Genomic DNA, 26,199 nt, shown 5'->3' with positions numbered 1-26,199 from the left:
CGCCCCCCGCGCCCCCCCGCGCCCCCCCCCCCCCCCCCCCCCCCCCCCCCCCCCCGGGGGGGGGGGGGGGGGGGGCCCCCGCGCCGCTCCGCCCTCGGCGGGAAGGCTCTCCGCCAGCACGTCGTCGGCCAGCGACAGCGTGATGGCGAGCGCGACCAGCTGCGCCTGGGTGCCGTCGTGCAGGTCGCGTTCCAGGCGCCGCAGCCGGTCGGTGTTCTCGGCCAGCAGGGTGGCCCGGGCGCTCTCCAGCTGACGGACCCGCTGCTGCGAGCGCACCGGCCCGAGCAGGGCCCGGGCCAGCGTACGGTTCGCTCCGCCGAGCGCCCGCACCGCGGCGGGGACGACGGCGAACACCGCGAGGCCGACCGGGACCGCGCCCACGTCCAGCAGGCCGAGCGGCCGCGGGCCCGGCTCCATCAGCCGTACCCAGAGCGGGAAGCCCACCAGCCAGACGCCGGCGAGCGGCAGTCCGACCACGGCCAGGAATCCGAGGACGCCCAGCGGCAGCCGCAGGAGGAGGTAGACCAGCGTCCGCCAGGCCACCGGGTCGGTCAGCACCGTCCGGCCGCGGGCCACCACCCCGGACGGGCGCGGCAGCGGCGACGGTGCGGGCACCTGCTCCCCGAGCAGCCGCCCGACCAGCCACCGGTGCAGCCCGCCGAGCCGCCTCGTCGCGAGCAGCGCGGCCACCACGAACGGCAGGCCCAGTACGGTGAGCGAAAGCAGAGCCCCGGCGTAGAGCACCGCGACGGCGTACGCCCCGCCGAGCACCCCGAGCGGCAACCCGAGCACCGAGAAGGCCAGTTCACCACCGCGCACCGACCAGTACCGCCGCCGCTCAGCCACCGTCCACCTCACCACTCACTCGCCGACCGGCACCCAGCATCCACCAGGGCCCCTGGAACCACCGCACCCACCTGCGCTTCCGTACGGACGGACCGGACGAACCGGCCGGACTGGCCGGACTGGCCGGACTGGCCGGACTGGCCGGACTGGCCGGACGACCATCACACACCCGGCTCCGTGTCCGGCCCGCCCGTCCAGCCCTGCCTCCCCCGCCTCACCCCCGTTCCCCGCCCGTCGACTCCACCGCCGAACCGCCGACCGCCCACAGCCCCGTGCCCACGATCCCCGGCACGGTGAGCACCGCCGCCCCGAGCGCCACCCAGGCGCACGCCGCGACCGGCACCACCGGCACCACCGAGCCCGTGACCGCCAGGCTGAACGCCCCTGAGGCCGCCGCCGCCACCGCCGCGCCCAGCAGCACCCCGATCGCCGTGGTCAGGGCCGCCTCCACGGAGAGCATCCGCAGCAGCTGCCGCCGCGTCGCCCCGACCAGGCGCAGCAGCGCGAACTCGCGGCGGCGGTCGGCGGTGAGCGCCACCAGGGTGTTGACCGTGGAGACCGCCGCGAAGCAGACCAGCAGCCCGAGCTCCATCTCGCGCAGCCAGATGTCGCTCGCCTTGGTGACGCTGGTCGCGGCACCCGTCGCCCGGGCGACGTGCTCGGCGGTGCTGGTCAGGGTCAGCATGGTGCCGGAGAGGCCCACCAGCAGCGCGACCGGCACCACCGCCGAGGAGAGCCGGGCCGCGTAGCCGCGCAGGTTGGCGTCCGCCAGCCAGCCGGCCCGGGGCCCGAGCGCCCGGGCCGGGGCGCCGAGCACGGTTGCCAGCACCCGCGCCGCCACCGGTCCCAGCAGTCCGACCGCGACCAGCAGCACCAGCGAGCCGAGCAGCGAGGACTGCCCCGCCTTGTCCAGCTCCCCGGCCGGCCGGCTCGCCGCCAGCCGCAGCAGCAGCCCGCCGCCCGCGAGCACCGCCAGCCCGGCGAGCACCCTCGGCACGCCCGTCCGGCCCGGCCCGCCCGCGCCCTCGGTCAGGGCGGCGGCCGGGGCGGGCCGGGTGATCCGGCGGGCCGCGACGGCGGTGGCCGCCAGGCCGACCAGCAGCGCCACCGCGAGCCCGACCAGCGCCGCCACCGGCGCCCCGGGTATGTGCAGCCCGGATGCGGCCATGCCGCGCCGCTGGAGCGCGGCGAGGAAGGCCCGGGCGCCGACGAAGCCCGCCAGGCCGCCCGGCACGGCCACCAGCAGGGTGGTCGCCGCCACCTGCGCGCGCACCACCCGACGGATCTGACGGGGTGTCGCCGCGACGGTGCGCAGCAGGGCCAGGTCGCGGTGCTGCTGGCGCAGGGTGAAGCCGAGCGCGTTGACCACGACGAACAGCGCGACCAGGACGGCGATCTCGCCGAACGCCCCGGCGATCACCACCAGGCCCGGCCCGGACACCGCCGCCCGCGTCACCGCGGCGGGCGCCGTGACCTGTGCGGCGACCAGCGAGCCGAACAGCGTGACCGCCGCCACCGCCAGGAACAGCGCCGTTCCCAGCCCGGCGAAGGAGGCCGGCCGGCGGCGGATCTGCCCCACCGAGAGGCTCAGGACAGGGCTACTCATCGCGCTCACCCGCCCAACCGGCTCAGCCGCTCGCCGACCTGCGCGGCCGTCGGCCTGGTCAGCTCGTCCACCAGCAGGCCGTCGGCCAGCAGCAGCACCCGGTCCGCGTACCCGGCGGCGACCGGGTCGTGGGTGACCATCACGCACGTCCGCCCGTCGGCGTCGACGCCCGCCCGCAGCAGTTCGAGGATCTCCTGCCCGGTGGCCCGGTCCAGCGCGCCGGTCGGCTCGTCGGCGAACAGCACCTCCGGCCGGGAGACCAGCGCCCGGGCTATCGCCACCCGCTGCTGCTGGCCGCCGGACAGCTGCCCGGGCCGGTGCCGCTCGCGCCCGGCCAGCCCGACCCGGCCCAGCGCCTCGCGCACCCGGGCCCGCTCCGGTGGCCGCCCGGCCAGCCGCCCGGGCAGCTCGACGTTCTGCGCGACCGTCATCGCCGGCATCAGGTTGAAGGCCTGGAACACGAACCCCACCCGGGTCCGGCGCAGCTCCGCCAGCCGCCGCTCGGGCAGCCCGGACACCTCGGTGCCGCCCCACCGCACGCTGCCCCTGGTCGGGCGGTCCATCCCGGCCAGGCAGTGCAGCAGGGTGGTCTTGCCGGAGCCCGACGGCCCCATCACCGCCGTGAACGTCCCCGGCGCGAAGCCCACCGAGACGCCGCGCAGCGCCCGTACGGCCGCCGTACCCCGCCCGTACTCCCGGTGCAGCCCGGTCGCGCTCAGAGCCGCGCCCGTCCCCCCGTCGTGCGCCGCCGTGGCGGCGGCTGTCGTCATCCCGTTCATGCCCTCCATCGTGGGCGTCCGGGGCCGGGAGATCGATTGTGCTGGCACCCGAATCCGGGGTTCGGAAAACCGAACCCCGCAGGTGGTGCCACACCCCCTCGGGCCGGTCCCGGAACCGTCGGCCCCGGGCGCGCGCTCCCCCGGCCGCCCCGTTCCGGCCGGGCCCACCCCCGCCTCCCGGTCCGCCCGCCCGACGGGCGATCATGAACGCGTGACCATCGACCTGCTGCCCGGCCGCGGCGTCCGGCTGCCCGCCCCGCTGCCCGAGCTCCGCTTCGGGCTCACCGAGGCGGAGGTGCGTGCGCTACTGGCCCCGCACGGCGGGCTGCTGCCCGGCGGGGTGCGGGACACCTTCGTCTGCGGCTGCCGGTGGGCACTGTTCCTGGAGCTGCCCGGCGTCGGTGTCACGCTCTGCGCGGACGAGCGCGACCGCCTCGGCAGCGTCGTGGTCGGCCGGAACCCGGGCGACGACCGGCCGGCCTGCCCGGTCGGCTACCACGGCATCGACCTGCTCGGCTGGCCGGTGCACGAACTGGTCGAGGCGCTGCGCGCCGAGGGCCTGCCGGTGCCCGACCCGGTCAGCGGCAGCCTCCGCCACGACACGCTCCACCTGCACCGCGCGCCCGGTGCCCGACGCCGGCCGACCGCCCCGGGCCGCAAGCCGCGCCACCCGGAGCCGTTCACCTTCGACTACGCCTCCCTGTCCGCCCCCACCACCGCCGCCGGGGCCACCGAGTGACCCCGCTCCCGACCGGCGACCACGCGCACGACCATCTCGGCGGAGACCCGTCCCACTCGGGTGGCCGGGCCCGGGTCCCAGCGCCCTGGCGGTACCTCTTCGCCCTCGCTGACGCCCCTGACCAGGGCGATCCGCACTTCCTCGACTTCGACTTCGGCTACGGCAACGGCTTCGGCCTCCTCAGCCCGGACGGCCTGGTGGGCCGCTTCCACTGGGAGGCCCGGTAGCCGCGCCCGCCCTCCGCTCCACCCGTTCCCTCATCCACTCACGGAGTCACCATGACCAACACGCCCCTGACCGTCGCCGTCCTCGGACCGGGCGGCGTCGGCGGACTGATCGGCGGGCTGCTCGCCCGCGACGGCCACCGGGTCGTCTGCCTGGCCGGCGAGGAGACCGCCGCCACCGTCGCGCGGGACGGACTGCACGTCCGCAGCGCCCGGTTCGGGGAGTTCACCGCCCGGGTCGAGGCCGCGACCGAGCTGCGCGAGCCGGTCGACGCGGCCTTCGTCACGGTCAAGGAGACGGCGCTGGCCGCCGCGCTCGACCGGATGCCCCCGGAGGCGCTCGGCGCCGGGATCGTGGTGCCGCTGCTCAACGGCCTGGACCACATGGCCGTGCTGCGTGAGCGCTACCCGGCCGGTCGAGTGGTGGCCGGCACGATCCGGGTCGAGGCCACCCGGACGGCACCCGGGCGGATCGAGCACACCAGTCCGTTCGCCACCGTCGAGCTCGGCGCGACCGCCGAACCCTCCTCCCCCGTCGCCGGGTTCGCCGAGCGACTGCGGCACGCCGGGCTGGACGTCACGCTGCGCGAGGACGAGACGGCGATGCTGTGGAGCAAGCTCGCCTTCCTCGCGCCGTTCGCGCTGCTCACCACCCGCCACGCGAGCGGGATCGGCACCGTGCGCACCGAGCACCGGGCCGAACTCCTCGCCGTGCTGGACGAGATCGGCGCCGTCACCCGGGCGGTCGGCGCGCCGGCGGACACGCAGACCCTGCTCGCCTCCTTCGACCGCATCCCGGGGACGATGAAGTCCTCGATGCAGCGCGACGTGGAAGCCGGCCGGCCGACCGAGCTGGACGCCATCGGCGGCGCCGTCCTGCGGGCGGCCGACGCGCACGGGGTGGCCGTCCCGGCCATCAGCCGCCTGGTCCGCGACCTGTCCGCGCCCGCCGACCAGTAGGGCCCCGACCGGGCGTTCACCCCACCGGCCGACACCGGCGGGGTGAACGCCGCGGCATCCTCCGATAATTGACGGAACATCACATCCTCTCGACGAGCGGGGACTTTCCCCACGGTTCACGCATTCCCCCGGAACCTCCGTACAGCAGAAGGGCGTTGTCACGGCGGGAGGGATAAAGACATGACAAGGAAGCCGTACCGTCTGGCCGCCACCGCGCTCGCACTGCTGCTCGCGGCCCCGCTGTTCACCGCCTGTGACGCCGACCAGGCCCTCGACTGCGGGAAGCGGGCGATCAGCCTCGCCGGCGACGTCCAGGACCTCGCCGATTCGGCGATCAACGTCGGACAGCTCGCCGACGAGAGCCGCCGCACCCACACCGTCGAGGCCCTGCGGAAGGTCGCCGAGGACACCAAGAAGATCCGCCAGGACGGCGGCGGAAACGTCGACGCGGCCGCCGACCGGCTCTCCAAGGCCGTCAACGACGCCATCGACCGGGCCGCCAAGGGCAGGCAGCCCGACTTCAAGCCGATCACCGACGCCGCCGGCGACATCGGGAAGGCCTGCGCCGACGCCTGACGCACCCGGCGCGCCACCCGTTGCCCCGTTCCACCAGCTCCCGGCCGGCGCACCGCCCCGGCCGGGAGCCCACCACCCGCACCCGCCCGGTCACCGCGCCGCGCCAGTCCGGCCAACGCGCCGACGACGCGGTGCCGCCGTTTGCCCACGAAGCGCATCACAATGGGTCGCGACTCGACTACGGGAGGCAACCCATGACCATGACCCTCATCAAGGGCACCTACCAGATCAAGGACTTCGAACCGGACGGCGACACCGTCCACTTCCTCCCCGACGACATCACCATCTGGTCCCAACTCCCCGGCGAGCACAAGGTCAAGCCGGACGATCACGGCGGCGCCAACCTGAGGCTGGACGGGATCGACGCGCTGGAGACCCACTTCCAGGGCGTCGGTCCCGACTTCGTGCACCAGCCGCTCGACCTGGGCGCGCACGCCGCCCGGGACGCCCTGCTGACCTGGCTGGGCTTCACCGACGTCGAGCAGGGCGCGGACGAGAAGGTCACCTCCGCCACCCCGGAGGCCGTCTCCGGGTTCATCCTCACCAGCGGCGCCGACACGTACGGGCGCTGCGTCGCCATGGTCGGCAAGGGGGTGCCGATCCCGGACGCCGCGAGCGGAACCGCCCTGCGGGTCGACGTGCCGATGCTGCACCAGACCGCCAACCACGAACTGCTCTCCCGCGGCCTGGTCTACCCGACGTTCTACAAGAACCTGCCGAAGGAACTGCGCCTCGACATGGCCGCCACCGCCCAGCGGGCGCGGGCCGAGAAGGCACCCGAGAGCGTGTGGGCCAACGACGTCACCCACAGCGGCGCCACGATCGGGGACCTGAGCTCCCTCACCGACCAGCTGGTCATCATGCCGAAGCTGTTCCGACGCGTGGCCGACTACCTGCGGCTCTTCGGGCCGTCCCTCGAACACCTCCCCGCCTTCCTGGCCGGCGGTGACGACGAGTACTTCCTCTCCGAGCAGCGGAACTCGACCAAGGGCCTGCACCGGATCATCGACGTCATCGGCGACACGATCAAGCTGCGCCCCCGGATCGAGGACATCGTCTTCGTCGAGAAGTGAGCCGGAGGACACCCGCCGTGCCACCCGCCGACGAACCGCCCGGGCTCACGCCGCCCCCGGACGGGGCCCGGGCCCCGTCCGGGGGCCGGGCGGCTCAGGCCTGCCAGTGCGGCTTGCCGCTGACCATCCGGCAGTAGATCATCCGGCCGCCGGCGTCGTGGGTGCTCCTGCCCAGGTCAGCGGTGCGGCAGAACTGCCCCGCCTCGTAGCAGTTGCCCGCGTTCGAGCGGATCTCGCACCCGGTCCCGGCTCCGGCCGCCGCGGGGGGCTCGGGGTCGGTGGGCGGCTGGGCGGTGGTCACCTTCGGCTGCGGCGCCTTGGTGACGGGCGGCTGCGGCTTGGCGCTGGGCTGGGCCGGGGGCTCGGCGGGCGGGGGCGTGACCACCGGCACCGGGGGCGCCGGCTGGACCGGCGGGGTGCCGGCCGGGACTGGGACCGGTGCGGCGGACGTCACCGGCGGGGTGGTCGGCGCGGCCGGGGCGGTGGTGGCGGCGACGGTCGGCGTGGCCGAGGCCTTGGCGCCGCCGTCGGCGGCCGACGGGTCGCAACCGGTCAGCGCCAGACCGACGGTGAGGACGAGTCCGGCGAATCCGGCCAGGCCGGCCCGACGGCGACCGGGGAACCGTGGACCGGGTATCCGTGAAGGCATGGAGGAGAACGCTCCGTTCCGTTTGGATGAGTCGTGCGATTGAAACAGGAATCGCACACGCACCGTCCACGGAACTCCCACTCGTTCGCAGATCGAGACCTTCCGGCCTCCGAGCGCCGCCACGCGGACGCCGCCCGATTACCCTGACCAGCCGTCAGCGCAGCCCCGCCGTCCGGCGCTCGAACACCTCGGGGCGGGCGGTCTCCAGCGCCGTGGCGACCGCGCCGAGGAGCACCGCCTCCTCCCCCAGGAGGCTCGGCGCGAGCGTCGGGCGCATCGGGGCGAGCCGGTGCAGGGCCTGCTCCAGCGGCTCCAGGAGCTGGTCCGCGCTGTTGCCGATCCCGCCGCCGAGCACCACCAGGTCCGGGTCGAGGACGGCCGACAGCACGGCCACCGCGTAGGCGAGCCGCTCGGCCTCCCGTTCCACCGCCCGGACCGCTGCGGCCTCCCCCGCCCGGGCCCGCTCGAACACCTGCTTCGCCGTCAGCTGCCGCGTCGGGGAGTCCCCCTCCAGTCCGAAGTCCCGGGCGGCGCGCACCACGGCGTCGGCGGCGGCGTCCTGTTCGATGGTCACGGCCGGCTCCCCGGCCCGCCCGGGCAGCGGGACCAGGCCGATCTCGCCCAGCGCGCCGTGCGCGCCGAGGAGCAGCTCGCCGTCCTTCACCACGCCCAACCCGAGCCCGGTGCCGACCAGCAGGTAGGCGAACATCCGGCTGCCCTGCCCGGCGCCCAGGGTGTACTCGCCGAGCGCGGCCAGGTTGGCGTCGTTGGCCACCGAGACGGCCGTCCCCAGGCCCTTCGCTATCCGGTCGAACAGCCCCGGCCTTCCCCACCCGGGCAGACTGCTGGCGTAGCGCACCCCGCGACGCTGCTCGTCCCACACCCCCGGGGTGCCGATCACCGCGTGCACGATGTCCCCGGCGGCCGGGCCCGCCTCGGCGATCGCCTCGTGCGCGGCGGCGACCACGGCATCCGCGACCGCGTTCGCCGAACGCCCCCGGTTGGCCACGTCCCGGCGGGCGACCACCGTGCCGGCCAGGTCCGCCACCGCGACCCGCAGCCGGGCCCGGCCGATGTCCACGCCGAGCACGTGCCCGGCGGTCGGGTCCACCTCGTACAGCACGGCGGTGCGGCCGCGCTCGGGAGCCAGCCGCCCGGCCTCGCGGACCAGACCGGCCCGTTCGAGTTCGGCCAGCGCGGCCGAGACGGTCGGCTTGGACAGACCGGTGTCCCGGGCGAGCTGGGCACGCGAGGATCCACCGCCGGTGCGCAGCAGCTCCAGCAGCAGCCACTCGTTGTTGCTGCGCAGCCGCTGCCGGTTCCACGGCACCCCGGGGGCCCCGGCCGCCGGTCGACTGGTCGGCTGGTGGGGGCTCATCGGGTTCCTCCGGTCTGGGTCTGCGGGCGTGGGTCGGGTCAGGTCGGGTCGGTACGGCTCGGCGGTACGGCTCGGCCGGGTCGGTACGGCCGCGTCGGTACGGTACGGCGGGTGGGCCCGGGCCGACCCCGGCCTACGGCGTCCGGGGTCGGGCGCCGCCGCCCAAGTATGACCGGTGATCATCCGCTGTTCGCCTGCCGTATCCACACGACCGCGCGGGCGTCCCCGGCGCCACCCGCGCGGCGCGGGTCGCCCGGAGCCGACCGCTCGGAGCCGGCGGCGTGCTCCGTTACGGCACCGTCTCCGGCCGGTCAACGTTTCACCCACCTGTGGGCGTGCCGCGCCCGGGCGCGTGATCATGGACGTATGCACTTCCGGCACGGCAACCGAGCGGAGGGGCCGCGGCCCGCGAAACCGGATCCCCGGTCCCTGGCGGCGGCCGCGGCGGCCCTCGCCGCACGGCTCGGCGCGATCACCGGTGGTGACAGCGGCGATGATCGCGGCGGTAACAGCGGTGGTGACGACGATCCGGATCGGCTGCGCGAGGTCCTCGCCGCCGCCCCGGTCGGCGTCGCGCTGCTCGACGAGCGGCTGCGCTGGCGGTACCTGAACGCGGCCTTCACCACCGCCACCGGGCTGCGCCGCGCGGACCTGCTCGGCCGGGCCGCCGGGACCACCGCCTTCGCCGGTGCCCTGGGCATCCTGCGCCGGGTGCTCGCCGACGGGCGCGACCGCGAGCACGCCACCGGCGGCCCGGACGGCGCGGGCGCGCCCGTACCGCCCGGTCTACGGGTGCGCTACCGGGCGCTGCGGCACTCCGGGCGGACCACCGGAGTGGTCGTCGTCGTGCTGGACGACCCCGACCCGGCCCGCGAGCGGCTGCGCGAGCTGGAACGGGCCCGGGCCAGGCTCGCCCTGCTGGACGCCGCCACCGAGCGGATCGGCACCACCCTCGAGCTCGGCACCACCGGCGCCGAGCTCGCCGCCTTCGCCGTGCCCCGGCTCGCCGACCTCGCCACCGTGGACGTCCTGCCGCCGGAGGCCGAACCCGCCCGGGCGGGCCACGGTGTGGCCCGGCGGCTGCACCGCGTCGGCGCCCGGTCCGCACCCGCGCTGACCGCCGCCCTCGCCGGGCTGCCCCGGCCCGGCGAATCGATCCGCCACCGGGAGGGCTCGGCCGCCGCCCGCAGCCTGGCCGGCGGCGTCGCCGTGCTCACCGAGCCCGGGCCCGCGGACGCCTGCCCGGCCGGGACGGCCTCGCTGCTGGTCCTGCCGCTGGCCGCCCGGGGCCGCCTGATCGGGCTGCTCACCCTCGGCCGCACCGCCGCCACCCCGGCCTTCACCCCGGACGACGCCGCCCTGCTCGGCGACCTCGCCGCCCGGGCCGCCACCGCCCTCGACAACGCCCGCCGCTTCGCCCGCTCCCAGGGCATCGCCCTGGAACTCCAGCGGGCCCTGCTCAGCGAGCCCGGCAACCCGCACCAGAACCTCTCCCTCGCCTCCCGCTACCTGCCCTCCGGAAGTGCCTCGGTGGTCGGCGGCGACTGGTTCGAGACGGTACGGCTGCCGTTCGGCCGCACCCTGCTGGCGATGGGCGACGTCATGGGGCACGGCGTGGAGGCCGCCGTCGACATGAGCCACTACCGCTCCGCGCTGCGCGACCTCGCCGGGATGGACCTGCCCCCGCACCGGATCCTGCGTCAGCTCGACAACGTCGTCTCGGCCGACGACTCCGCCCGCCCCGCGACCTGCCTGCTGGCCCTCGCCGACCCGGGCCGCGGCCGCTGGACCTTCTCCAGCGCGGGCCACCTGCCGCCCGCCCTGATCGCGCCCGACCGCCCGACCGAGCTGCTGCGCGTCCCCACCGGCCCGCCGCTCGGCACCGGGCTCGGCGGCTACCAGCAGACCGCCCACCCGCTCCTGCCGGACCAGACCCTGCTGCTCTACACCGACGGCCTGGTCGAGCGCCGGGGCGAGGACATCGACGTCTCCCTGGGGCGCCTCGCGGCCCTGCGCCTGCCCGCCACCGGGGACCTCGACGACCTGCTCGACGCCGTCCTCGCCTCGCTCGCCCCGGCCCAAGCTCAGGATCAAGCCCTGGCCCCGGCCCAGGCCGTCGAGGACGACATCGTGCTCCTGGTGGCCCGGCCCCGGCAGCGCTGACGGACCACCGGGCGGCCGGGCCCTACCGGCTCCCCCTCCGGGCTCACACCTTCGCCAGCGCCTGCCGGAGGTCCGCCCAGACGTCCTCCGGGTGCTCGATGCCGACCGACACCCGCACCGTGCCCGGCCCGATGCCCACCGCCGCCAATTCCCCGTCCGACAGCTGCCGGTGGGAGGTGCTGGCCGGGTGCAGCACCAGGGTGTGCACGTCGCCCAGGGAGGGGGCGAGCGAGGCGAGCCGGACGGACTCGGTGAACGTCGCGGCCGCCTCGCGCCCGCCGGCCAGGTCGAAGGCCAGGACCCCGCCGTGGCCGTCGGGCAGCAGGCGGCGGGCGCGCTCGTGGTCGGGGTGGGTGGGCAGGCCCGGGTAGTGGACCGCGGTGACCGCGGGGTGGGCGGCGAGCCGGCCGGCCAGGTCGAGCGCGGTCTCGCAGTGGCGGCGGACCCGCAGGGCGAGGGTCTGCATGCCGCGCAGGGTCAGCCAGGCGGCGAACGGGTCGGCACAGGCGCCGAGTTCGAGCGAACGCCGCCAGACCCGGTGGTGCAGCTCCGGGTCGGCGAAGACGGCGATCCCGCCGAGGACGTCCGAGTGCCCGCCGAGGTACTTGGTCACCGAGTGGACCACGATGTCCGCCCCGTGCTCGATCGGGCGGCACAGCAGCGGGGTCGCGAAGGTGTTGTCCACCACGCTCACCACCCCGGCCCGCCGGGCGACGGCGATCAGCCCGGGCAGGTCGGTGACCCGGGTGGTGGGGTTGGAGACGGTCTCCAGGAGCAGCACCCGGGTCGTGGGACGCAGCGCGGCATCCACCCCGGCGGGGTCGTCGCCGCTCACGTAGGTGACCTCGACGCCCCAGCGCTCGGTGAGGTCGGTCAGCGCGCTGACGGTGCCGCCGTACAGGCTGCGCTGGGCGATCACGTGGTCGCCGGCGCGCAGCAGGGCGAGCAGCGCGGTGTTGATCGCGCCCATGCCGGAGGCGGTGGCCACGGCGCCGGTGCCGCCCTCCAGTCCGGCGACGGCCTGCTCCAGCGAGCGGACGGTGGGGTTGCCGAAGCGGTTGTAGAAGAAGGCGCCGTCCGGTCCGCCGTGGGCCTCGGTGAGCGCGTCGCTGGTCTCGAAGGCGAACAGGTGGCCCTGGTGCAGCGGGACGCCGAGCGGACGGCTGCCGGTCACCTCGGCGAGCGGCGGGTGGACGACCCGGCTCTCGGGGCGCAGCCCGTCGTTCGTACCGGAGGTGGCGTGCGGGGCCCCGTCGGGGTGGAAGTCGTTCATGGCGCTCATCCTCGGCCGGCCCCGGCGCGCCGACCAGGGCCAATCGCCGTCAAGTGGCCCTGGTCGGGCAGTCGTTCCGGTTCCACCGCCCTGGGGGCGGCGGCGAACGCACCGTCGCGGCCGCGTGCGGGCCGCGGACCTCTCGCCTGCGGCCCCGCCCCCCGGCTACTTGCGTCGGCTGAAGATCCGCTTGGCGGCGTAGACGATCCCGACGATCAGCAGCACGACGAGCACGATGAGCAGGATGACCACGACCAGCAGGAACTTGCCCAGCTTGGCGAAGAAACCCTTCTTCTTCTTTTTCTCGTCCTTGGACGCGAGGTGAGCGGCGTCGACGGCGGCCGCGGCACGCGCCTCGGTGCGGACCTGCCGGCCGGAGTCCACGACCTCGGCACCCTGCGTGCCTGCCGCGCCCGGGTTCGCGGCGGCGGCCGCGACGGTTCGGGGTGCGGCCACCGCCGCCGCGCCCGAAGCCGCGGCGGTGAGGCCGACGGCGGCCAGCAGGGCCACCAGGGCGCCGGCTATCGAACGTGCGATCCGATCAGTCATCGTGCTCCTCATACGAGTCCAGGCAGTCATGGTCTGACCAGCTGGTCTTCCCATCCGCGCCCAGTATGCTCCACTGCTCTTCTACAGCAGTGTAAGAATCCGAAGCGCCGGCCCCTGCTCGGATCGCCTCCGGCCGCGGGCCACCCGCCCCGCCGCTGTCGACGGGCACGCGTGGCAACCGCGGAGGATGACGTCGAGTCCGGCCGCAGGGGTTCCCCCCGGAGCCCGGAATTCGCCACACCGGGCCGGCGGGGCGCCCGAGGAGACGTCAGCGCCGCGTCGCCCGTGTCCGACCGATCCGGAACGGTTCGGACGTCGACCGCCAGGTTCCGGGCAGTGGTGGCAGGCGAAACGGCAGCCCACGGCGGTGCCGTGCCGCTCGCACAGGCCATGGCAGTTGCTGCCGCCGTGGACCCCGGCCACTCGCAGGGGATCTCCGACCGGTGCCGCCGGGACGTCCCGGCCGGCCCGTTCAGAGCCCGGACACCGGCAGCAACTGCACCCGCGACGGGTCGAACAGCTGCCAGAGCGCGGGCTGTCCGCTGCGGCCGACCCGCAGCCGGCACCAGCGCCGCCCGGCCGAGTCCTGCCACCACGCGCTGATCCGGCCGAGCGCCCAGGTGCCGCCGCCGAGGTGCACCTCGACCGGTTGGTAGACCCACCGGACGTCCCGGTCCGCCGGTTGCGGGTCCGCCCGGTCTCCGGCGACCTCGGGACTGCGCTGACTCTCCATCACGGCTCCGCCTCCCCGGCCCGGCCCCGGCGGCCGGACGCCCTTGGGGCGCCGTCAGCCGGGGGTACAGCTCACCCCTCGAACTCTACAGGCGCGTAGAGGTCGAAGGGTGAGTTCCGTCGAGGACGATCGATCCAGGCCCGTCCGCCGGGGGCGCGCGTACGTCTGTTGCGGCTACGCTCCGCGCGACGGTTCCGTGGGCGCCCCCGTCCGGCGCGCCGACCGCCGCCGCTGCCACAGGGCGAGCGGCACGATCCCGGCCAGTGCGGCGGCCTCCGGCGCCGGCGGCGCCTCGAACGGCGTCGTCCCGGCCGGGACGTCGGCCGCGCCCGCCGCCCCGGCCGGCACCTTGTCGAAGGTGTCCGGGACCGGCAGGGTGGACCAGTCGGACACCGGCCAGGCGACCACAAAGGCCCGGCCGACCACGTTGTCCACGGGCACGAAGCCGTCGCCGTTCTGGTTGTGGTGCCAGCGGGAGTCCCGCGAGTTGTTCCGGTGGTCGCCCATCACCCACAGCTTGCCCTTGGGCACGGTGATGGTGCCGACCGGGTCGTTGTCGCAGGGCGTCGAGCCGGGGAACAGGTACGGCTCGTCCAGCGCGACGCCGTTCACCCTCAGCGGCGCGCCCACCTCGCAGTCGAGGGTGTCCCCGCCGACCGCGATCACCCGCTTGATCAGGTCCTTCTCGTCCGCCGAGGGCATCAGGCCGACGGTGCTGAGCGCCTTCTGGACGGTGCCCATCACGGAGTCGCCGGAGGTCGTCGGCGTGCCCTCGAGCCAGCCGCCCGGATCGCGGAACACCACCACCTCGCCGCGCTCGGGCTCGGCGCCGAACCACGGGGTGAACTTGTCCACCAGCACCCGGTCGCCGATCGCGAGGGTCTGCTCCATCGAGCCGGAGGGGATGGAGAAGGCCTGCACGAAGAAGGTCTTGATGCCGAGTGAGAGCAGCAGCGCGATCACCAGCAGGATCGGCAGCTCCTGCCAGAACGGGCGCTTCTTCCGGGCGCGCTCGGCCTCCTTGCCGGACTTCGCGGGAGCGTCGGCCTCCGTGGGAACGTCCGTCTTCGCGGGAGCACCGGCGGCCGATCCCGAGCCCCCGCCCGCGTCCTGCGCCTCCGCGGTACCCGGCCCCGCCTCCGACCGGCCGTTCCCGGCCTCCCCGCGTTCGCCGGCTCCGCCGCTCTCCCCGGACTCCGCGCTCTGCTGCACACTCATCTCCTCGGCCCCTCCGACGGCCTGGTGGGAGCCGGTACGAAGACCCCCTGTCAGGAACGAACCTACCGAACAGAGGTTCCCGGGCGCGCCCTGACGTGGATGCGCTCGCCCTGCGGGCCGAACAGGCTCAGGAACTCCACCGGCTGCGGGCCCGCGTTGCCGAAGGCGTGCGGGGTGCGGGTGTCGAACTCGGCCGCCTCACCGGCCGTCAGCTCCAGGTCATGGGTGCCGAGCACCAGCCGCAGCCGTCCGGACAGCACGTACAGCCACTCGTACCCCTCGTGGACCTTCAACTCCAGCTCGGGCCCGGCGTTCCGGCCCGGCGGCACGATGTGCTTGTAGGCGTGCAGCCCGCCCAGGTGCCGGGTGAGCGGGACGATGGTCTGGCCGTTCCTGGTCACCGGGCGCGGGTGGATCCGCGGGTCGCCGGTCGCCGGGGCACCGACCAGTTCGTCCAGCGGCACCCGGTACTCCCGGGCCAGCGGCAGCAGCAGCTCCAGCGTCGGCTTGCGCTGCCCGGACTCCAGACGGGACAGCGTGCTGAGCGAGATGCCGGTCGCGGCGGCGAGCTTGGCGAGCGTGGTGCCGCGCTCCCGGCGCAGCGCCCGCAGCCGCGGGCCCACCGTGGTCAGGACGTTCTCGAACTCTTCGTCGGCCATGCCTGCCATTTGCCGGTACAGCAAGGCTGCTTGTCAATCCGGCACACGGGTGAGGCCCCGGCCGCCACCCCTGGGGGTCACCGCAGCGCGTCCGCCGACCCGGCCTATCCTCCCGTCATGCGCATCCTCCTCACCCGGGACAGCGTCGCGGCCGGCGACGACGCCGACGCCCCGCACGCCGAGGCCGTCGTCCTCCCCGACGGTCTGGACGCCCCGGCGGCGCTCACCGCCCTCGGGCTCCCCCGCCCCCGCCTCCCGCTGATCGGCGGTGGCCGCGCCACCTGGGTGGTGCGCGCCGCCGACGGCTCCCCGCTGGCCGTCCTCGCCCAGCAGTGGCCGCTCCCCCGCCCGCTCCCGGCCGCCCGGGCCCCGCTCGACCGCCTGGCCGGAGCGGACGGCGCCGTCCGGCTGCACGTCGAGTACCGGCGGCAGCTGGACCCGGAAGCCGAGTACGAGCGGCTGCGGCACGGGTAGGCCCGGGGCGTCAGGGCGCGTCGGGGTGTCCGGGCCGCGTCGGGGCGTCAGGGCGCCTCACGGCCCCAGGGGAGGAATCCGTACTCGTGCACCCACCGCGCGATCGGATCGAACCAGTCCGCGAGGGCGAACAGCAGCAGGGCCGCCGCCCCGCCCAACAGCAGGCCGATCGCCACGGCCGTCACCACCATCCCCGCCACCGCCCGCATCGGGCCTCCTCCCCGTCCCCGGAGAGAGTCCCCCGCCGCGCCCACGCAGGTACCGAACGTCCTTGGAACGAGGCCGAGTCGTCACCGTCCGGTGAGGAACGGCGGCAGGCGCGCGGCCCCGCTCACCGGCAGGCGCGAGCCCTCGCGCGCGGGCCCCGGCGCGCGGGCCCTGGCGCGCGCCGCCCCGCACGCGCCGGGACGCGGCCCTACAGCCAGTCCCGCTTCTTGAACACCAGGTACAGCCCGGTGCACACCAGCGCCATCAACCCGATCGCGAACGGGTAGCCGAAGGCCCACTTGAGCTCCGGCATCTCCTCGAAGTTCATCCCGTACACCGTGCCGATCAGGGTCGGCGCGAAGAGGATGGCCGCCCAGGAGGAGATCTTCTTGATCTCGTCGTTCTGCGCGTGCCCCGCCTCGGCGAGCTGCTTCATCTCCTCGTTCTGCCGCTGCGAGACCAGCGTCGCGTTGACGGTCAGGATGTTCTGGAGCATCTGCCGGAAGCCGTCCACCCGCTCCGCGGCGTAGGTGGCGTGGTCGGCGACGTCGCGCAGGTAGCGCTGGAGTTCCTCGTCGGTGCCGTACTTGCCGAAGCCCGCCTCCAGGCTCTTCATGATCTCCAGCAGCGGGCGAGTGGCGCGCTGGAACTCGATCACCTCGCGGGACAGTTCGTAGATGCGGCGGGAGACCTGCGGGTCGCCGCCGAACACCTCGGTCTCGATCTCGTCGATGTCGTGCTGGAGGCCGGCGATCACCGGCGCGTAGCCGTCCACCACGGCGTCCAGCACCGCGTACAGCACCGCCTCCGGGCCGAGCGCCAGCAGCTCCGGGTCGTCCTCCAGGCGGCGGCGCACCGCCGACAGGTCCGGGGCCTGGGAGTGGCGGACGGTGATCACGAAGTCGGGGCCGACGAAGAGGTGGATCTCGCCGAAGTCGACCTCCTCCGCCTCGTCCAGGTAGCGGGCGGCACGCAGCACCACGAACAGGGTGTCGCCGTAGCGCTCCAGCTTCGGCCGCTGGTGGGCGACGATGGCGTCCTCGACGGCCAGCTCGTGCAGGTTGAACCGGTCGGCGGCTTCCAGCAGCTGCGTCTCGGCGGGGCGGAACAGGCCGATCCAGGCCATCGTTCCGGGCCGGTCGGGCAGCTTGCGGTAGATGTCCGCGAGGTCGGTGGGCGCCTCGATCCGGTGGCCGTCCCGGTAGACCGCCGCGTCCACGACGGAACGTTCCAGCGTCACCGGCTCGACCGGCTGGTCCGGGCGCGGGTCCATCGAGTGCTCGGGCGCCGGCTGGGTGTCCGCGGGCCGGACGACGGAACGGGAGAACGGACGCTTGCTCGCGCGCACGGCGCGCACACGCCAGTCGGACATGGCGGGACCTCCACGGGAGTTGCCCGGCCGCCGTACGGAACACGGCGGGCCGGAGGCGCCCGGCCGGCCGCCACGCGCACGGCGCGACCGGCGGCGCCTCGCCGGGAGGACGAGGTCAGTGCCGCGCGGGAGCCGTACGGGAGGAGGTGTGCCGGGGGCCGCGAGTGGTGCGGGACAACCGGGATCGGGGCCGACTTCGACCCGTACTACTGCACTCCACAGCTCTCACCTCCTGGGCGCCGAGCGCTCACGCACCGGAAAGGCGCCAGCACAACCCCGTCGAGTCTAGTACCCGCGCGCCCCGGGCTCGGACCGGGGCCCCGCCGCAGGTCGCGCCCGGCGCTCGCGGCGCCCGCGTCCGCCCCCGCCCGGCCTGATTCGGCCCGGTCCGGTCCGGCTTGGCCAGGACGGGCCGGCCAGGCGTCAACCCCCCTGCCCGGCAGGGACGTTCGTCCGGAGCGAAGCGATCACGCGGAGGCGACCGCGCCACTACGCTACGTGTCATGACTTCTTCGGAGAGGGCCCCGGGGCGGGGTACGGCGGTGGTGATCGGCGGCGGGCTGGCCGGAATGGCGGCCGCGTGGGCGCTGCGCGGGTTCGCGGAGCGGATCGTCGTGGTGGAGCGGGACCGGTACCCGGCGGGGCCGGAGTTCCGGGCCGGGGTGCCGCAGGGCCGGCACGCCCACCTGGTGCTGGAGGCCGGGCACCGGCTGCTCGAGGAGATGATGCCCGGCATCAGGCAGCAGCTGGCGGCCGCCGGCGCGCGGCGGGTGTCCGTCTCGGACGTCAAGTGGCTCTGCTCCGCCGGATGGCTGGCCGAGTACCCGGCGCAGATGAGCTTCCTCTCCTGCACCCGGCCGCTGCTGGACTCGTTCGTGCTGGACCGGCTCCGCGCCCACCCCGCGATCGAGCTCCTGGAGGGGACGGACGCGGTCGGACTGCTCGGCTCGGCGACCGCGGTGACCGGGGTGAAGGTCCGCGAGCGCGGCCGGGAGCGCGGCGAAGTCCGGGAGATACCGGCCGAGTTGGTGGTGGACGCCGCCGGCCGCTCGACCTCGGTGCCGAAGTGGCTCACCGAACTGGGGTGCCCTCCGGTGCCCGAGGAGCGAGTGGACGCCGGCGTCTCCTACGCCTCCCGGATCTTCCACCGCCCGGCCGGGGCCGACCTCGGCGACCGGGCGGTCTACATCCAGACCAAGGCCCCGGACGCGCCGCGACTGGGCGTGCTACTGCCGGTCGAGGGCGACCGCTGGATCGTCAGCCTCGCCGGGATGCGCGGCGCCGAGCCGGCGGCCGGCGAGGAGGGCTTCACCGAGCACCTGGGCCTGCTGCGCGACCCGCTGCTGCACGAGGTGCTGCGGGACGCCGAACCGGCGGGCGAGGTACGGGGGTTCCACCCCGGCCCGGGCGTGCGCCGGCACTACGAGCGCAGCTGCCCGGACGGGCTGGTGGTGGTCGGCGACGCCGCGAGCACCTTCAACCCGGTGTACGGGCAGGGCGTCACCGTCGCCCTGTTCTGCGCCCGGGAGCTGCGCCGCACCGCCAAGCGGCACGGCGGCATCGGGCACCCCACGGCCCGGGCCGCGCGGCGCGCCGTCGCCACGGCGTCCAAGGTCCCGTGGATGATCTCCTGCGCCGAGGACGCCCGCTTCCGCGCCACCACCGGCGCGCCCGCCGGCGCCCTGATCGAGCTCCAGCACCGCTTCTTCGACAAGGTGCTGGCTGGCAGCACCCGGGACCCGGCGGTCACCAAGGCGTTCCACGAGGTGATGTCGCTGGTGGAGCCGCCGTCGCTGCTGTTCCGGCCCTCGGTGCTCGCGTCGGTCCTGCGGGGCTGAGGGGGACGCGGGGCTGAGGGCGCCCGCCGGCGGGCGGTGGGGTCGGGCGGTGGGGTCGGGCGGTGGGGTCGGCCGAGGCGGGATGGAGCGCCGTCGGTGCTACTCCCCGAGGTGCGCGGCGACGTACGGCAGCGCCACCTGCTCCAGGCCGCGCAGGCCGAAGGCGGGGTGGACGTTGACCTCGAAGACCACGCCGCCGCTCTCGGCGGCGAGGTCCACGCCGGCGAGGTCGAGCCCCAGGGAGGCGGCCGCCGCGACGGCCGACTCCGCGAGCCCGTCCGGGAGTTCGGTGTAGTCGAGCAGCGTGGAGACGGCTCCCCGGCTCTCGTTGCAGGGCGCGTCCGGGTCCGCCTGGACGTGCTCGACCGCCCGGACCACCCGCCCGTTCAGCACCACCACCCGGTACTGGTGGCGCCGCCCGTCGGGGAGGAAGTTGCGGGCGTCACGGGCGAGCAGCCAGTCCGTCTTGGTCTGCGCGTAGTGCCGTGCGGCGGCGTCGAGCTGGGCACCGGTGGTGATGTGGAAGACGTCGTCGCCGCCCATTCCGACGCACGGCCGGGCCCAGACGTCGCCGCCGAGGGCCGCGAAGGCCTCGGCGGCGTCCTCCGGGCTCGGCTCGGAGAGCGCGATGCTGGGCATGTGCGGCACGCCGTCCCGGACGAAACGGGCGACGGTGAGGTCCTTCTCGGTGGCCGCCCGCCACGCCGCGGCATCGGTGCCGAGCGAGCGGGCGCCGAATCCGCGCAGCCGCCGTTGGCAGTCCTCGAACGCCCGGCGCCGGTGCGGCGGGATCTCGTAGACGATCACCGTCTCGGCGGTCACCGTCCGGCCGCCGCCCGTCAGCCGGATCCCGCCCGCGTCGTCGGCCTCGATCAGGCCGTTGCCGCCGGTCATGAAGTGCCGGGCGTCCAGTTGGACGGGCTCCCGGCCGACCAGCGTCCGCGCGGCGGCGGCGAGCACCTTCCGGCTGCCTTCGGTCGAGCTGTGGTCGGTCAGGAGTACGAGGTCGCGTCGGGGCATGCGGCCATGCAAGCGATGACGACGTGGCCACGACAAGACGGCTCCGTGCGCCATCCGCCGCGCGGCGTGGCCGAAACCGCCCCACCGGATCCGGGTGCCCCCACCGGTTCGCCTCCGTCCGTCAATTCGAATGCGCCGATTCCTCTCCGCGCGCTACCGTGGCCCTCATGTCCACGCCCCGAATCTCCTAGCCGACGGCCCGCTTCCACGCCACCCGTCTGTTCGCTAGTCGTTTCGGAGCGTTACCCGATGATCACCACCCATGGTGTCGACGTGCGCGTCGGCGCCCGCCTGCTGCTGTCCGACGTCACCCTGCACATCGCCCCCGGCGACCGGATCGGCCTGGTCGGCCGCAACGGCGCCGGCAAGACCACCCTGCTCGCCACCCTGGCCGGACAGCTGGCACCCGCCGCCGGCACGGTCACCCGGACCGGCGCCGTCGGCTACCTCCCGCAGGACTCCCGCGCCGCCGACCCCTCGGCCACCGTCACCGACCGCATCCTGTCCGCCCGCGGCCTGGACACCGCCGTCCGGGCCCTGCGCGCCGCCGAGGCGGCGATGGCCCGGGCCGGATCGCCGGCCGAGGAGCGCCGGGCGATGGACGCGTACGTCCGGGCCGAGGCCGGGTTCCAGTCCGGCGGGGGCTACGCCGCCGAGGCCGAGGCCGCCCGGGTCGCGGCCGGGCTCGGCCTGCCCACCCGGGTGATGGACTCGCCCGTCGGCACGCTCTCCGGCGGCCAGCGCCGCCGGGTCGAACTGGCCCGCATCCTCTTCGCCGACCACGGCACCCTGCTGCTGGACGAGCCCACCAACCACCTGGACGCCGACTCCGTCGCCTGGCTGCGCGGCTTCCTCGCCGCCCACCAGGGCGGGCTGGTCCTGATCAGCCACGACCCCGGCCTGCTGGCGGAGACCGTCAACCGGGTCTTCCACCTGGACCCGCAGCGCGCCGTGATCGACGTCCACAACACGGGCTGGCAGGCCTACCTGACCCAGCGCGCCGCCGACGAGCGCCGCCGTACCCGGGAACGGGCCAACACCGAGCGCAAGGCCGCCTCCCTGCACGCGCAGGCCGACCGGATGCGGGCCAACGTCGCCACCGCGACCACCGCCCGCAGCATGGCCCGCCGGGCCGACCGGATGCTCGCCGAGCTCGAACCCGTCCGGCAGGCCGAGCGCACCGCCCGGATCCGGCTGCCCGAGCCCGCCCCGTGCGGCCGGATGCCGCTCGGCGCGGTCAGCCTCGCCAAGTCCTACGCCGGGCGGCCCGTGCTGACCGGCCTGGACCTGGCCGTGGACCGCGGCAGCCGACTGGTCGTGCTCGGGCTGAACGGGGCCGGCAAGACCACCCTGCTGCGCATCCTGGCCGGCCGGGAGACGCCGGACTCCGGCCGGGTCGTCCCCGGCACCGGCCTGCGGCTCGGCTACTTCGCCCAGGAGCACGACACCCTCGACCCGGCGCTCAGCGTGCGCGACAACCTCGCCGCGGCCGCGCCCGGTCTGACCGACGGCGAACTGCGGCACGTGCTCGGCGCGTTCCTCTTCCGGGGCGACGACGCCGACAAGCCGGCCGCGGTACTGTCCGGCGGCGAGAAGACCCGGCTCGCCCTGGCCGCCCTGGTGCACTCCGGCGCCAACGTCCTGCTGCTGGACGAGCCGACCAACAACCTCGACCCGGCCTCCCGTACGGAGGTCCTGGCGGCGGTCGGCACCTACCCGGGCGCGATCGTGATGGTCACCCACGACCCGGGCGCCATCGAGGCCCTCCGGCCGGACCGCGTGCTGCTGCTGCCGGACGGTGACGAGGACCTCTGGCACGACACCTACCTGGACCTGGTCGCGCAGTCCTGAGGCCCGGCGCCGGCCCGCCGGGGCTGCGTCCCGGCGGGCTTCCTTCTGGCGGGATTCCTTCCGCCGGCTTTCCTTCCCGCGGGCTCCCTTCCGGCGGCGAGAACGCCGGGTGCGCCGCCACCGTGGCGGTGGGCGGCGTCCTGCCCGCGGTACCGGCCGTCTGATGCCTGATGCCTGACACCCGACGCGGTCGGGTGTCAGGCATCAGGGTCTGGCGTCAGGCGTCAGGCGTCAAGCGTCGGCCGGGACGGCGGGATCAGAAGGTGAGGTTCCAGGCGTCGATCGTGCCGGTGTCGCCGGAGGCTCCGTCCTTCACCCGGAGCTTCCAGGTGCCGTTCGCCGCACTCGCCGAGGCGTTGACCGTGTAGGCCTTGGCCACGTTGTCGGTGCCGTCGCTGTTCGGGAAGTCCTCCAGGAGGTAGACCGTGCCGTTCGGGGCGACGAGGGAGAGGACCAGGTCACCGCGGTAGGTGTGCTTGATGTCCACGCCGACCTTGAGCGTCGCGGGCGCGTTGCCGGTGACGCCGGTGACGGTGAGCGGGCTCTCCACCGTGGTGTTGTCGGCGATCGCCACGTCCGCGGTGTTCTCGAAGTACTTGCCGGTGGGCGGGGTGCCGCCGCCGACGGCCTTCAGTGCGTCGACCTGGCCCTCGCCGAAGAAGGCGTTGTTGGCGGTGGTGCCGGTGCAGCGGCTGTCGGAGGCGGGGCAGGCCAGGTCGTTGGCCTGGCTCGCCAGCCGGGACCGGATGTCGGCCGGGGTGAGCGAGGGGTCTGCACTGGCGATCAGCGCGGCGACGCCGGTGACGTGCGGGGACGCCATCGAGGTGCCGCTCTTGGTGCCGTACTTGCCGCCGGGCAGGGTCGAGTAGACGCCGGTGGCGCCGTCGCCACCGGGCGCCGCGACATCGATGACGCCCCGTCCGAAGTTGGAGTAGGAGGCCTTGCCGCTGCCGCTGCCCGTGGCAGCGACGGTCACCACGCCCGGAAGTTCGGTGGGGATGTCGAGGCAGGCGTTGCTGATGGTGCGGGTGGTCGGCGTGGAGTCGTTCGGGCTCGCCGTGTCGGTGGTCTTGTTCGCCAGGTCGTAGTCGGAGTTGCCGGCCGCCGCGACCTGGAGCGAGCCCTTGCCCTCGGCGTACTCCTGGGCGCGCTTGACGCCCTCGATGAGGGCCGCCTGATCGAGGTCGTCCGGGCAGTTGAACTGCCACGGGTCGGTGTAGTAGCTGTTGTTGGTGACCTTGAAGCCGTGGTCACCGGCCCAGACGAAGCCGCAGACGGTGTTCTCGGCGAAGAACAGGGTGCTGGTCGGCTCGGCGATCCGGACGGAGGCGACCTTCACGCCCGGCGCGACGCCGATGACGCCCTTGCCGTTCTTCGCGGCCGCGATGGTCCCGGCGACGTGGGTGCCGTGGGTGTCCACGTCCCGCCAGGCGCCGCTGCGGGTGTCGGGCTTGCCGTACGCGCAGGAGACCGAGTCGGCAGCGTCGAAGTTCGGCGCGATGTCCTGGTGCTGGTCGTCCACGCCGGTGTCGAGCACGCCGACCTTGACGGTCGGCGAGCCGGTGCTGACGCTCCAGGCCTGGTCCGCCTTGATCTGGGTCATGTCCCATCGGTTGGACTCGGTGAGCGTGGTGGCCGACTGGGCGGGGTTGGCGGGCAGGGCCGGGCTGTAGGCGTCGGCCGGCACGTCGGAGGTGCGGGTCGCGCCGACCTGCTGGATGCCGGTGACGGAGCGCAGCGCGGCGGCGAAGCCGGTACTGGTGGAGTGGGCGACGATGACGCCGATCGCGTCGTAGCTCGCGAAGACCGTACCGCCCTTGGCGGCGACGGCGGCCTTGGCGGCGGCGATGTCGGCGGGGGCGCTGATCACCAGGTAGGCCCGGGTGCCGGCGGCCCAGCCGGCCGCGGTGCCCGCGACGGCGGGGGCGGCAGGGGCCTGGGCTGCGGGGGCCTGGACGGCGGGCACGGAGACCGCGCCGGGGACGGTGGGGGTGGTGGTAGCGGTGGCGGCGGTCGCGAACGCGGTGGGGGTGGCGAACGCCATGGCCGAGAGCACGGCGAGGGCTGCGGCCGGGCGGCCGAGCCGCCGGGATATCAGGGGTGACACGTGTCCTCCGATTCGTCCCATGCGTGAGGGGGATCGCGCGGGAATTGAAGGAAACATGCCAGATTAAACAGGACTTGGGGAAGGCTTTACGCCTGACGACTTCTCATGGAAGCGTTACGTTTTGATGTCGCGGGGCCCCCGCATCTCGGGCGAGGTCAACGTCCGGAACCGGCGCCACCCCTGTGCGAGGAGTGTGGGGAGGCAGCCGACAACAAGGCTCCCAAGGCGGTCACCTCCCCGAACGACCTCAGCCCTGCTTGGCCTGGGCCTCCTTGGCGGACGCCTCCAGTCGGTTCCAGTAAGCCTGGTACCACGCCTCGTCGCCGCCGTCCATGTTGCTGTTCTCCTGCCTCATGCCGACCTTGCCGTCGATCAGCTCGCGGACGATGTCGGCGTGGCCGGCGTGCCGGTTGGTCTCGGCCGTCATGTGCAGCATGATCCGCTGAAGCGTCACGTCTCCGTCGTCGCCCCACCACTCGACGTGGCCCATCGCGTCGAGCGGGAGCGCTTCGATCGTCGCGTCCGCGTGCGCCCAGGCACGACGGTAGAGGCTGAGAACCTCCTCGCGCGACTCGTCCGCGGGCGCCCACATGTCCGAGTTGGGCTCGGCACCCTCCTCGTGCCAGGGGAGGGATTCGTTGTGCGGGCGCCCGAAGGTCGGGCCGAAGTACCCGAGCTCGACGCTGGCGAGGTGCTTGACGAGACCGAGGAGGTTGGTACCGGTCGGCGTCAGGGGGCGGCGGATGTCGTACTCCGACAGTCCTTCGAGCTTCCAGACAACGGCTTCGCGGGCTGCCTTCAGGTAGCGGTGCAGGTCGTCCTTGGGATCATTGGGCTTCATGGGCGTGAGTCTCCCACCACCGGCCGACCACGGTCGCGTGAGTTTGCCGGCTCTCCCCGGATGCGTCGGCCCGCTCACCGGGTCCGGCGCCCGCCGTTCTCCGTCCCCCCGACCTGACGTCCTCTTCTTCCGCCCGCTCCGCCGACGCTCCGTGGAGACCCCGCCGCCATGACCCAGTCCTCCCTCGGTCGCTTCTACGACGATTTCGCCGACGACTACCACCTCCTCTACAGCGACTGGAACGCCTCGCTCGCCCATCAGGGCGCCGCGCTGGACGCCCTGATCCGCACGGACCTCGGCGACCGCCCCGCCGAGGTTCTGGACTGCGCCTGCGGCATCGGCACCCAGGCGATCGGCCTGGCCGCGCTCGGCCACCGCGTCACCGGCACCGACCTCAGCCCGGTCGCCGTCGCCCGCGCCGCCGCCGAGGCCGCCGAACGCGGCCTCCGGCTGCCCGCCGCGGCAGCCGACATGCGGGAACTCCCCTTCCCGGACGGCCGGTTCGACGTCGTGGTCTGCGCCGACAACACACTGCCCCACCTCCTCACGGCCGAGGACGTCCGCACCGCGCTCGATGAGATGCGAAGTGTCCTGCGCCCGGGCGGCCTGCTCCTGGTCACCACCCGCCCGTACGACGAGCTGCGCCGCACCCGGCCCGCCTCCACCGCGCCGCAGATTGCCGAGCACGCCGGCCGACGGTCGGTCGCCTTCCAGCTCTGGCAGTGGCACGAGGACGGCGAGCGGTACGACCTGGAACTCTTCCAGCTCCTGCCGGACACGAGCGGTGAGTGGCAGGTCTCCGTCCGATGCTCCACCTACTGGGCGCTCACCCAGGAGCAGTTGAGCGCCTTCGCCACCGAGGCCGGCCTGGCCGGTATCCACTGGGAGCAGCCCGCCGACACCGGCTTCTTCCAGCCCGTCCTGATCGCCCGGGCGCCTGACGTCCCGCTACCTACGCCCCCTCACCTCCTAGGACTTGTCCGCCCGATCATGTGACTATCACCGGCCTTGCTCGTTGTTCCGGGCATGGGGCGGGGTGATCTCACGGATGCCGAGTGGGAACG

The 26,199-nt window shown here is 74.7% G+C and carries 25 protein-coding genes; 10 read left to right on the top strand and 15 right to left on the bottom strand.

Annotated elements, in window-relative coordinates; genetic code table 11:
• From ACFY0X_RS23195 to ACFY0X_RS23185, 3 genes are all read right to left on the bottom strand, one after another.
• Positions 1 to 846, bottom strand: an 846-nt coding sequence (locus ACFY0X_RS23195; RefSeq protein WP_387757116.1) for a sensor domain-containing protein, incomplete at its 3' end; no start/stop codon positions are given.
• Between the two features lie 214 nt (positions 847 to 1,060).
• A complete protein-coding gene (locus ACFY0X_RS23190; protein WP_387757114.1) occupies positions 1,061 to 2,452 on the bottom strand; it encodes an FtsX-like permease family protein in 1,392 nt (463 codons plus the stop codon).
• Positions 2,453 to 2,457: 5 nt separating this feature from the next.
• Positions 2,458 to 3,222 (bottom strand): ABC transporter ATP-binding protein, encoded by a 765-nt coding sequence (locus ACFY0X_RS23185; protein ID WP_387757449.1) that lies wholly within the window; start codon positions 3,220 to 3,222, stop codon positions 2,458 to 2,460.
• Positions 3,223 to 3,442: 220 nt separating this feature from the next.
• Between ACFY0X_RS23185 and ACFY0X_RS23180 the strand changes: the two genes are divergently transcribed.
• The 5 genes from ACFY0X_RS23180 to ACFY0X_RS23160 all read left to right on the top strand — a co-directional run bounded on the left by ACFY0X_RS23180 (position 3,443) and on the right by ACFY0X_RS23160 (position 6,803).
• The gene (locus ACFY0X_RS23180; RefSeq protein WP_387757112.1) at positions 3,443 to 3,970 is read left to right on the top strand and encodes a hypothetical protein; all 528 of its coding nucleotides are present in this window, start codon (positions 3,443 to 3,445) and stop codon (positions 3,968 to 3,970) included.
• Complete coding sequence (locus tag ACFY0X_RS23175) at positions 3,967 to 4,197, top strand: hypothetical protein (RefSeq protein WP_387757110.1); 231 nt, start codon at positions 3,967 to 3,969, stop codon at positions 4,195 to 4,197. Before ACFY0X_RS23180 ends, ACFY0X_RS23175 begins: the two co-directional genes overlap by 4 nt.
• A 51-nt stretch (positions 4,198 to 4,248) precedes the next feature.
• On the top strand, positions 4,249 to 5,154 hold the full coding sequence (locus tag ACFY0X_RS23170; protein ID WP_387757108.1) for a ketopantoate reductase family protein: 906 nt from the start codon (positions 4,249 to 4,251) through the stop codon (positions 5,152 to 5,154).
• 180 nt (positions 5,155 to 5,334) lie between these two features.
• Entirely contained in the window at positions 5,335 to 5,730 is a 396-nt protein-coding gene (locus tag ACFY0X_RS23165) for a hypothetical protein (protein WP_387757106.1), read from the top strand.
• A gap of 194 nt (positions 5,731 to 5,924) precedes the next feature.
• Positions 5,925 to 6,803 (top strand): nuclease, encoded by an 879-nt coding sequence (locus ACFY0X_RS23160; protein WP_387757104.1) that lies wholly within the window; start codon positions 5,925 to 5,927, stop codon positions 6,801 to 6,803.
• A 94-nt stretch (positions 6,804 to 6,897) separates the two neighbouring features.
• Here the strand turns inward: ACFY0X_RS23160 and ACFY0X_RS23155 are convergent, their stop codons facing one another.
• Both ACFY0X_RS23155 and ACFY0X_RS23150 read right to left on the bottom strand, forming a co-directional pair.
• On the bottom strand, positions 6,898 to 7,452 hold the full coding sequence (locus ACFY0X_RS23155; RefSeq protein ID WP_387757102.1) for a hypothetical protein: 555 nt from the start codon (positions 7,450 to 7,452) through the stop codon (positions 6,898 to 6,900).
• 154 nt (positions 7,453 to 7,606) lie between these two features.
• Positions 7,607 to 8,830 carry an ROK family protein gene (locus tag ACFY0X_RS23150; protein WP_387757100.1) on the bottom strand — a complete coding sequence of 408 codons (1,224 nt, stop codon included), beginning with the start codon at positions 8,828 to 8,830 and terminating at the stop codon, positions 7,607 to 7,609.
• A gap of 366 nt (positions 8,831 to 9,196) precedes the next feature.
• Between ACFY0X_RS23150 and ACFY0X_RS23145 the strand changes: the two genes are divergently transcribed.
• A complete protein-coding gene (locus tag ACFY0X_RS23145; RefSeq protein WP_387757098.1) occupies positions 9,197 to 10,993 on the top strand; it encodes a SpoIIE family protein phosphatase in 1,797 nt (598 codons plus the stop codon).
• Positions 10,994 to 11,036: 43 nt separating this feature from the next.
• On the opposite strand, the gene ACFY0X_RS23140 is transcribed toward ACFY0X_RS23145, so the two are convergent.
• The 5 genes from ACFY0X_RS23140 to ACFY0X_RS23120 form a co-directional block, all read right to left on the bottom strand.
• The gene (locus ACFY0X_RS23140) at positions 11,037 to 12,266 is read right to left on the bottom strand and encodes a trans-sulfuration enzyme family protein (protein WP_387757097.1); all 1,230 of its coding nucleotides are present in this window, start codon (positions 12,264 to 12,266) and stop codon (positions 11,037 to 11,039) included.
• A gap of 165 nt (positions 12,267 to 12,431) precedes the next feature.
• Positions 12,432 to 12,815 (bottom strand): hypothetical protein, encoded by a 384-nt coding sequence (locus ACFY0X_RS23135; RefSeq protein WP_387757095.1) that lies wholly within the window; start codon positions 12,813 to 12,815, stop codon positions 12,432 to 12,434.
• A gap of 472 nt (positions 12,816 to 13,287) precedes the next feature.
• Positions 13,288 to 13,551 carry a hypothetical protein gene (locus ACFY0X_RS23130; RefSeq protein WP_387757093.1) on the bottom strand — a complete coding sequence of 88 codons (264 nt, stop codon included), beginning with the start codon at positions 13,549 to 13,551 and terminating at the stop codon, positions 13,288 to 13,290.
• Positions 13,552 to 13,722: 171 nt separating this feature from the next.
• On the bottom strand, positions 13,723 to 14,766 hold the full coding sequence (lepB, locus tag ACFY0X_RS23125) for a signal peptidase I (RefSeq protein ID WP_387757091.1): 1,044 nt from the start codon (positions 14,764 to 14,766) through the stop codon (positions 13,723 to 13,725).
• 62 nt (positions 14,767 to 14,828) lie between these two features.
• Positions 14,829 to 15,425: a helix-turn-helix domain-containing protein gene (locus tag ACFY0X_RS23120; protein ID WP_387757090.1), complete on the bottom strand. Its 597-nt coding sequence runs from the start codon at positions 15,423 to 15,425 to the stop codon at positions 14,829 to 14,831.
• A 117-nt stretch (positions 15,426 to 15,542) separates the two neighbouring features.
• Between ACFY0X_RS23120 and ACFY0X_RS23115 the strand changes: the two genes are divergently transcribed.
• A complete protein-coding gene (locus ACFY0X_RS23115) occupies positions 15,543 to 15,899 on the top strand; it encodes a hypothetical protein (RefSeq protein ID WP_387757088.1) in 357 nt (118 codons plus the stop codon).
• Positions 15,900 to 15,946: 47 nt separating this feature from the next.
• Here ACFY0X_RS23115 and ACFY0X_RS23110 read toward each other — a convergent pair whose 3' ends face one another.
• Both ACFY0X_RS23110 and ACFY0X_RS23105 read right to left on the bottom strand, forming a co-directional pair.
• Positions 15,947 to 16,108: a hypothetical protein gene (locus ACFY0X_RS23110; protein WP_387757086.1), complete on the bottom strand. Its 162-nt coding sequence runs from the start codon at positions 16,106 to 16,108 to the stop codon at positions 15,947 to 15,949.
• Between the two features lie 206 nt (positions 16,109 to 16,314).
• Entirely contained in the window at positions 16,315 to 17,478 is a 1,164-nt protein-coding gene (locus tag ACFY0X_RS23105) for a magnesium and cobalt transport protein CorA (protein ID WP_387757084.1), read from the bottom strand.
• Positions 17,479 to 17,981: 503 nt separating this feature from the next.
• On the opposite strand from ACFY0X_RS23105, the gene ACFY0X_RS23100 reads away from it, so the two are divergent.
• A complete protein-coding gene (locus tag ACFY0X_RS23100) occupies positions 17,982 to 19,316 on the top strand; it encodes an NAD(P)/FAD-dependent oxidoreductase (protein WP_387757082.1) in 1,335 nt (444 codons plus the stop codon).
• 99 nt (positions 19,317 to 19,415) lie between these two features.
• Here the strand turns inward: ACFY0X_RS23100 and ACFY0X_RS23095 are convergent, their stop codons facing one another.
• A complete protein-coding gene (locus tag ACFY0X_RS23095) occupies positions 19,416 to 20,336 on the bottom strand; it encodes a RimK family alpha-L-glutamate ligase (protein WP_387757080.1) in 921 nt (306 codons plus the stop codon).
• A gap of 249 nt (positions 20,337 to 20,585) precedes the next feature.
• On the opposite strand from ACFY0X_RS23095, the gene ACFY0X_RS23090 reads away from it, so the two are divergent.
• Positions 20,586 to 22,187 (top strand): ABC-F family ATP-binding cassette domain-containing protein, encoded by a 1,602-nt coding sequence (locus ACFY0X_RS23090; protein ID WP_387757078.1) that lies wholly within the window; start codon positions 20,586 to 20,588, stop codon positions 22,185 to 22,187.
• 256 nt (positions 22,188 to 22,443) lie between these two features.
• Here ACFY0X_RS23090 and ACFY0X_RS23085 read toward each other — a convergent pair whose 3' ends face one another.
• Both ACFY0X_RS23085 and ACFY0X_RS23080 read right to left on the bottom strand, forming a co-directional pair.
• Entirely contained in the window at positions 22,444 to 24,231 is a 1,788-nt protein-coding gene (locus tag ACFY0X_RS23085) for a S8 family serine peptidase (protein WP_387757448.1), read from the bottom strand.
• 310 nt (positions 24,232 to 24,541) lie between these two features.
• On the bottom strand, positions 24,542 to 25,135 hold the full coding sequence (locus tag ACFY0X_RS23080) for a DinB family protein (protein ID WP_387757076.1): 594 nt from the start codon (positions 25,133 to 25,135) through the stop codon (positions 24,542 to 24,544).
• Between the two features lie 168 nt (positions 25,136 to 25,303).
• Between ACFY0X_RS23080 and ACFY0X_RS23075 the strand changes: the two genes are divergently transcribed.
• Positions 25,304 to 26,131 (top strand): class I SAM-dependent methyltransferase, encoded by an 828-nt coding sequence (locus ACFY0X_RS23075; protein ID WP_387757074.1) that lies wholly within the window; start codon positions 25,304 to 25,306, stop codon positions 26,129 to 26,131.
• Positions 26,132 to 26,199: the final 68 nt, after the last annotated feature.

The sequence above is a fragment of the Kitasatospora sp. NPDC001547 genome (assembly GCF_042894165.1).
Taxonomy (GTDB): domain Bacteria; phylum Actinomycetota; class Actinomycetes; order Streptomycetales; family Streptomycetaceae; genus Kitasatospora.
This window is presented reverse-complemented; position numbering and strand designations above follow the sequence as displayed.

What these genes read in the sequence shown, in the direction of transcription:
- ACFY0X_RS23190 (WP_387757114.1), bottom strand. Translation starts at nt 2,452, where the DNA reads ATGAGTAGCCCTGTCCTGAGCCTCTCGGTGGGGCAGATCCGCCGCCGG.
- ACFY0X_RS23185 (WP_387757449.1), bottom strand. Translation starts at nt 3,222, where the DNA reads ATGACGACAGCCGCCGCCACGGCGGCGCACGACGGGGGGACGGGCGCG.
- ACFY0X_RS23170 (WP_387757108.1), top strand. Translation starts at nt 4,249, where the DNA reads ATGACCAACACGCCCCTGACCGTCGCCGTCCTCGGACCGGGCGGCGTC.
- ACFY0X_RS23165 (WP_387757106.1), top strand. Translation starts at nt 5,335, where the DNA reads ATGACAAGGAAGCCGTACCGTCTGGCCGCCACCGCGCTCGCACTGCTG.
- ACFY0X_RS23160 (WP_387757104.1), top strand. Translation starts at nt 5,925, where the DNA reads ATGACCATGACCCTCATCAAGGGCACCTACCAGATCAAGGACTTCGAA.
- ACFY0X_RS23155 (WP_387757102.1), bottom strand. Translation starts at nt 7,452, where the DNA reads ATGCCTTCACGGATACCCGGTCCACGGTTCCCCGGTCGCCGTCGGGCC.
- ACFY0X_RS23150 (WP_387757100.1), bottom strand. Translation starts at nt 8,830, where the DNA reads ATGAGCCCCCACCAGCCGACCAGTCGACCGGCGGCCGGGGCCCCCGGG.
- ACFY0X_RS23145 (WP_387757098.1), top strand. Translation starts at nt 9,197, where the DNA reads ATGCACTTCCGGCACGGCAACCGAGCGGAGGGGCCGCGGCCCGCGAAA.
- ACFY0X_RS23140 (WP_387757097.1), bottom strand. Translation starts at nt 12,266, where the DNA reads ATGAACGACTTCCACCCCGACGGGGCCCCGCACGCCACCTCCGGTACG.
- ACFY0X_RS23135 (WP_387757095.1), bottom strand. Translation starts at nt 12,815, where the DNA reads ATGACTGATCGGATCGCACGTTCGATAGCCGGCGCCCTGGTGGCCCTG.
- lepB (WP_387757091.1), bottom strand. Translation starts at nt 14,766, where the DNA reads ATGAGTGTGCAGCAGAGCGCGGAGTCCGGGGAGAGCGGCGGAGCCGGC.
- ACFY0X_RS23120 (WP_387757090.1), bottom strand. Translation starts at nt 15,425, where the DNA reads ATGGCCGACGAAGAGTTCGAGAACGTCCTGACCACGGTGGGCCCGCGG.
- ACFY0X_RS23115 (WP_387757088.1), top strand. Translation starts at nt 15,543, where the DNA reads ATGCGCATCCTCCTCACCCGGGACAGCGTCGCGGCCGGCGACGACGCC.
- ACFY0X_RS23110 (WP_387757086.1), bottom strand. Translation starts at nt 16,108, where the DNA reads ATGCGGGCGGTGGCGGGGATGGTGGTGACGGCCGTGGCGATCGGCCTG.
- ACFY0X_RS23105 (WP_387757084.1), bottom strand. Translation starts at nt 17,478, where the DNA reads ATGTCCGACTGGCGTGTGCGCGCCGTGCGCGCGAGCAAGCGTCCGTTC.
- ACFY0X_RS23100 (WP_387757082.1), top strand. Translation starts at nt 17,982, where the DNA reads ATGACTTCTTCGGAGAGGGCCCCGGGGCGGGGTACGGCGGTGGTGATC.
- ACFY0X_RS23095 (WP_387757080.1), bottom strand. Translation starts at nt 20,336, where the DNA reads ATGCCCCGACGCGACCTCGTACTCCTGACCGACCACAGCTCGACCGAA.
- ACFY0X_RS23090 (WP_387757078.1), top strand. Translation starts at nt 20,586, where the DNA reads ATGATCACCACCCATGGTGTCGACGTGCGCGTCGGCGCCCGCCTGCTG.
- ACFY0X_RS23085 (WP_387757448.1), bottom strand. Translation starts at nt 24,231, where the DNA reads ATGGCGTTCGCCACCCCCACCGCGTTCGCGACCGCCGCCACCGCTACC.
- ACFY0X_RS23080 (WP_387757076.1), bottom strand. Translation starts at nt 25,135, where the DNA reads ATGAAGCCCAATGATCCCAAGGACGACCTGCACCGCTACCTGAAGGCA.
- ACFY0X_RS23075 (WP_387757074.1), top strand. Translation starts at nt 25,304, where the DNA reads ATGACCCAGTCCTCCCTCGGTCGCTTCTACGACGATTTCGCCGACGAC.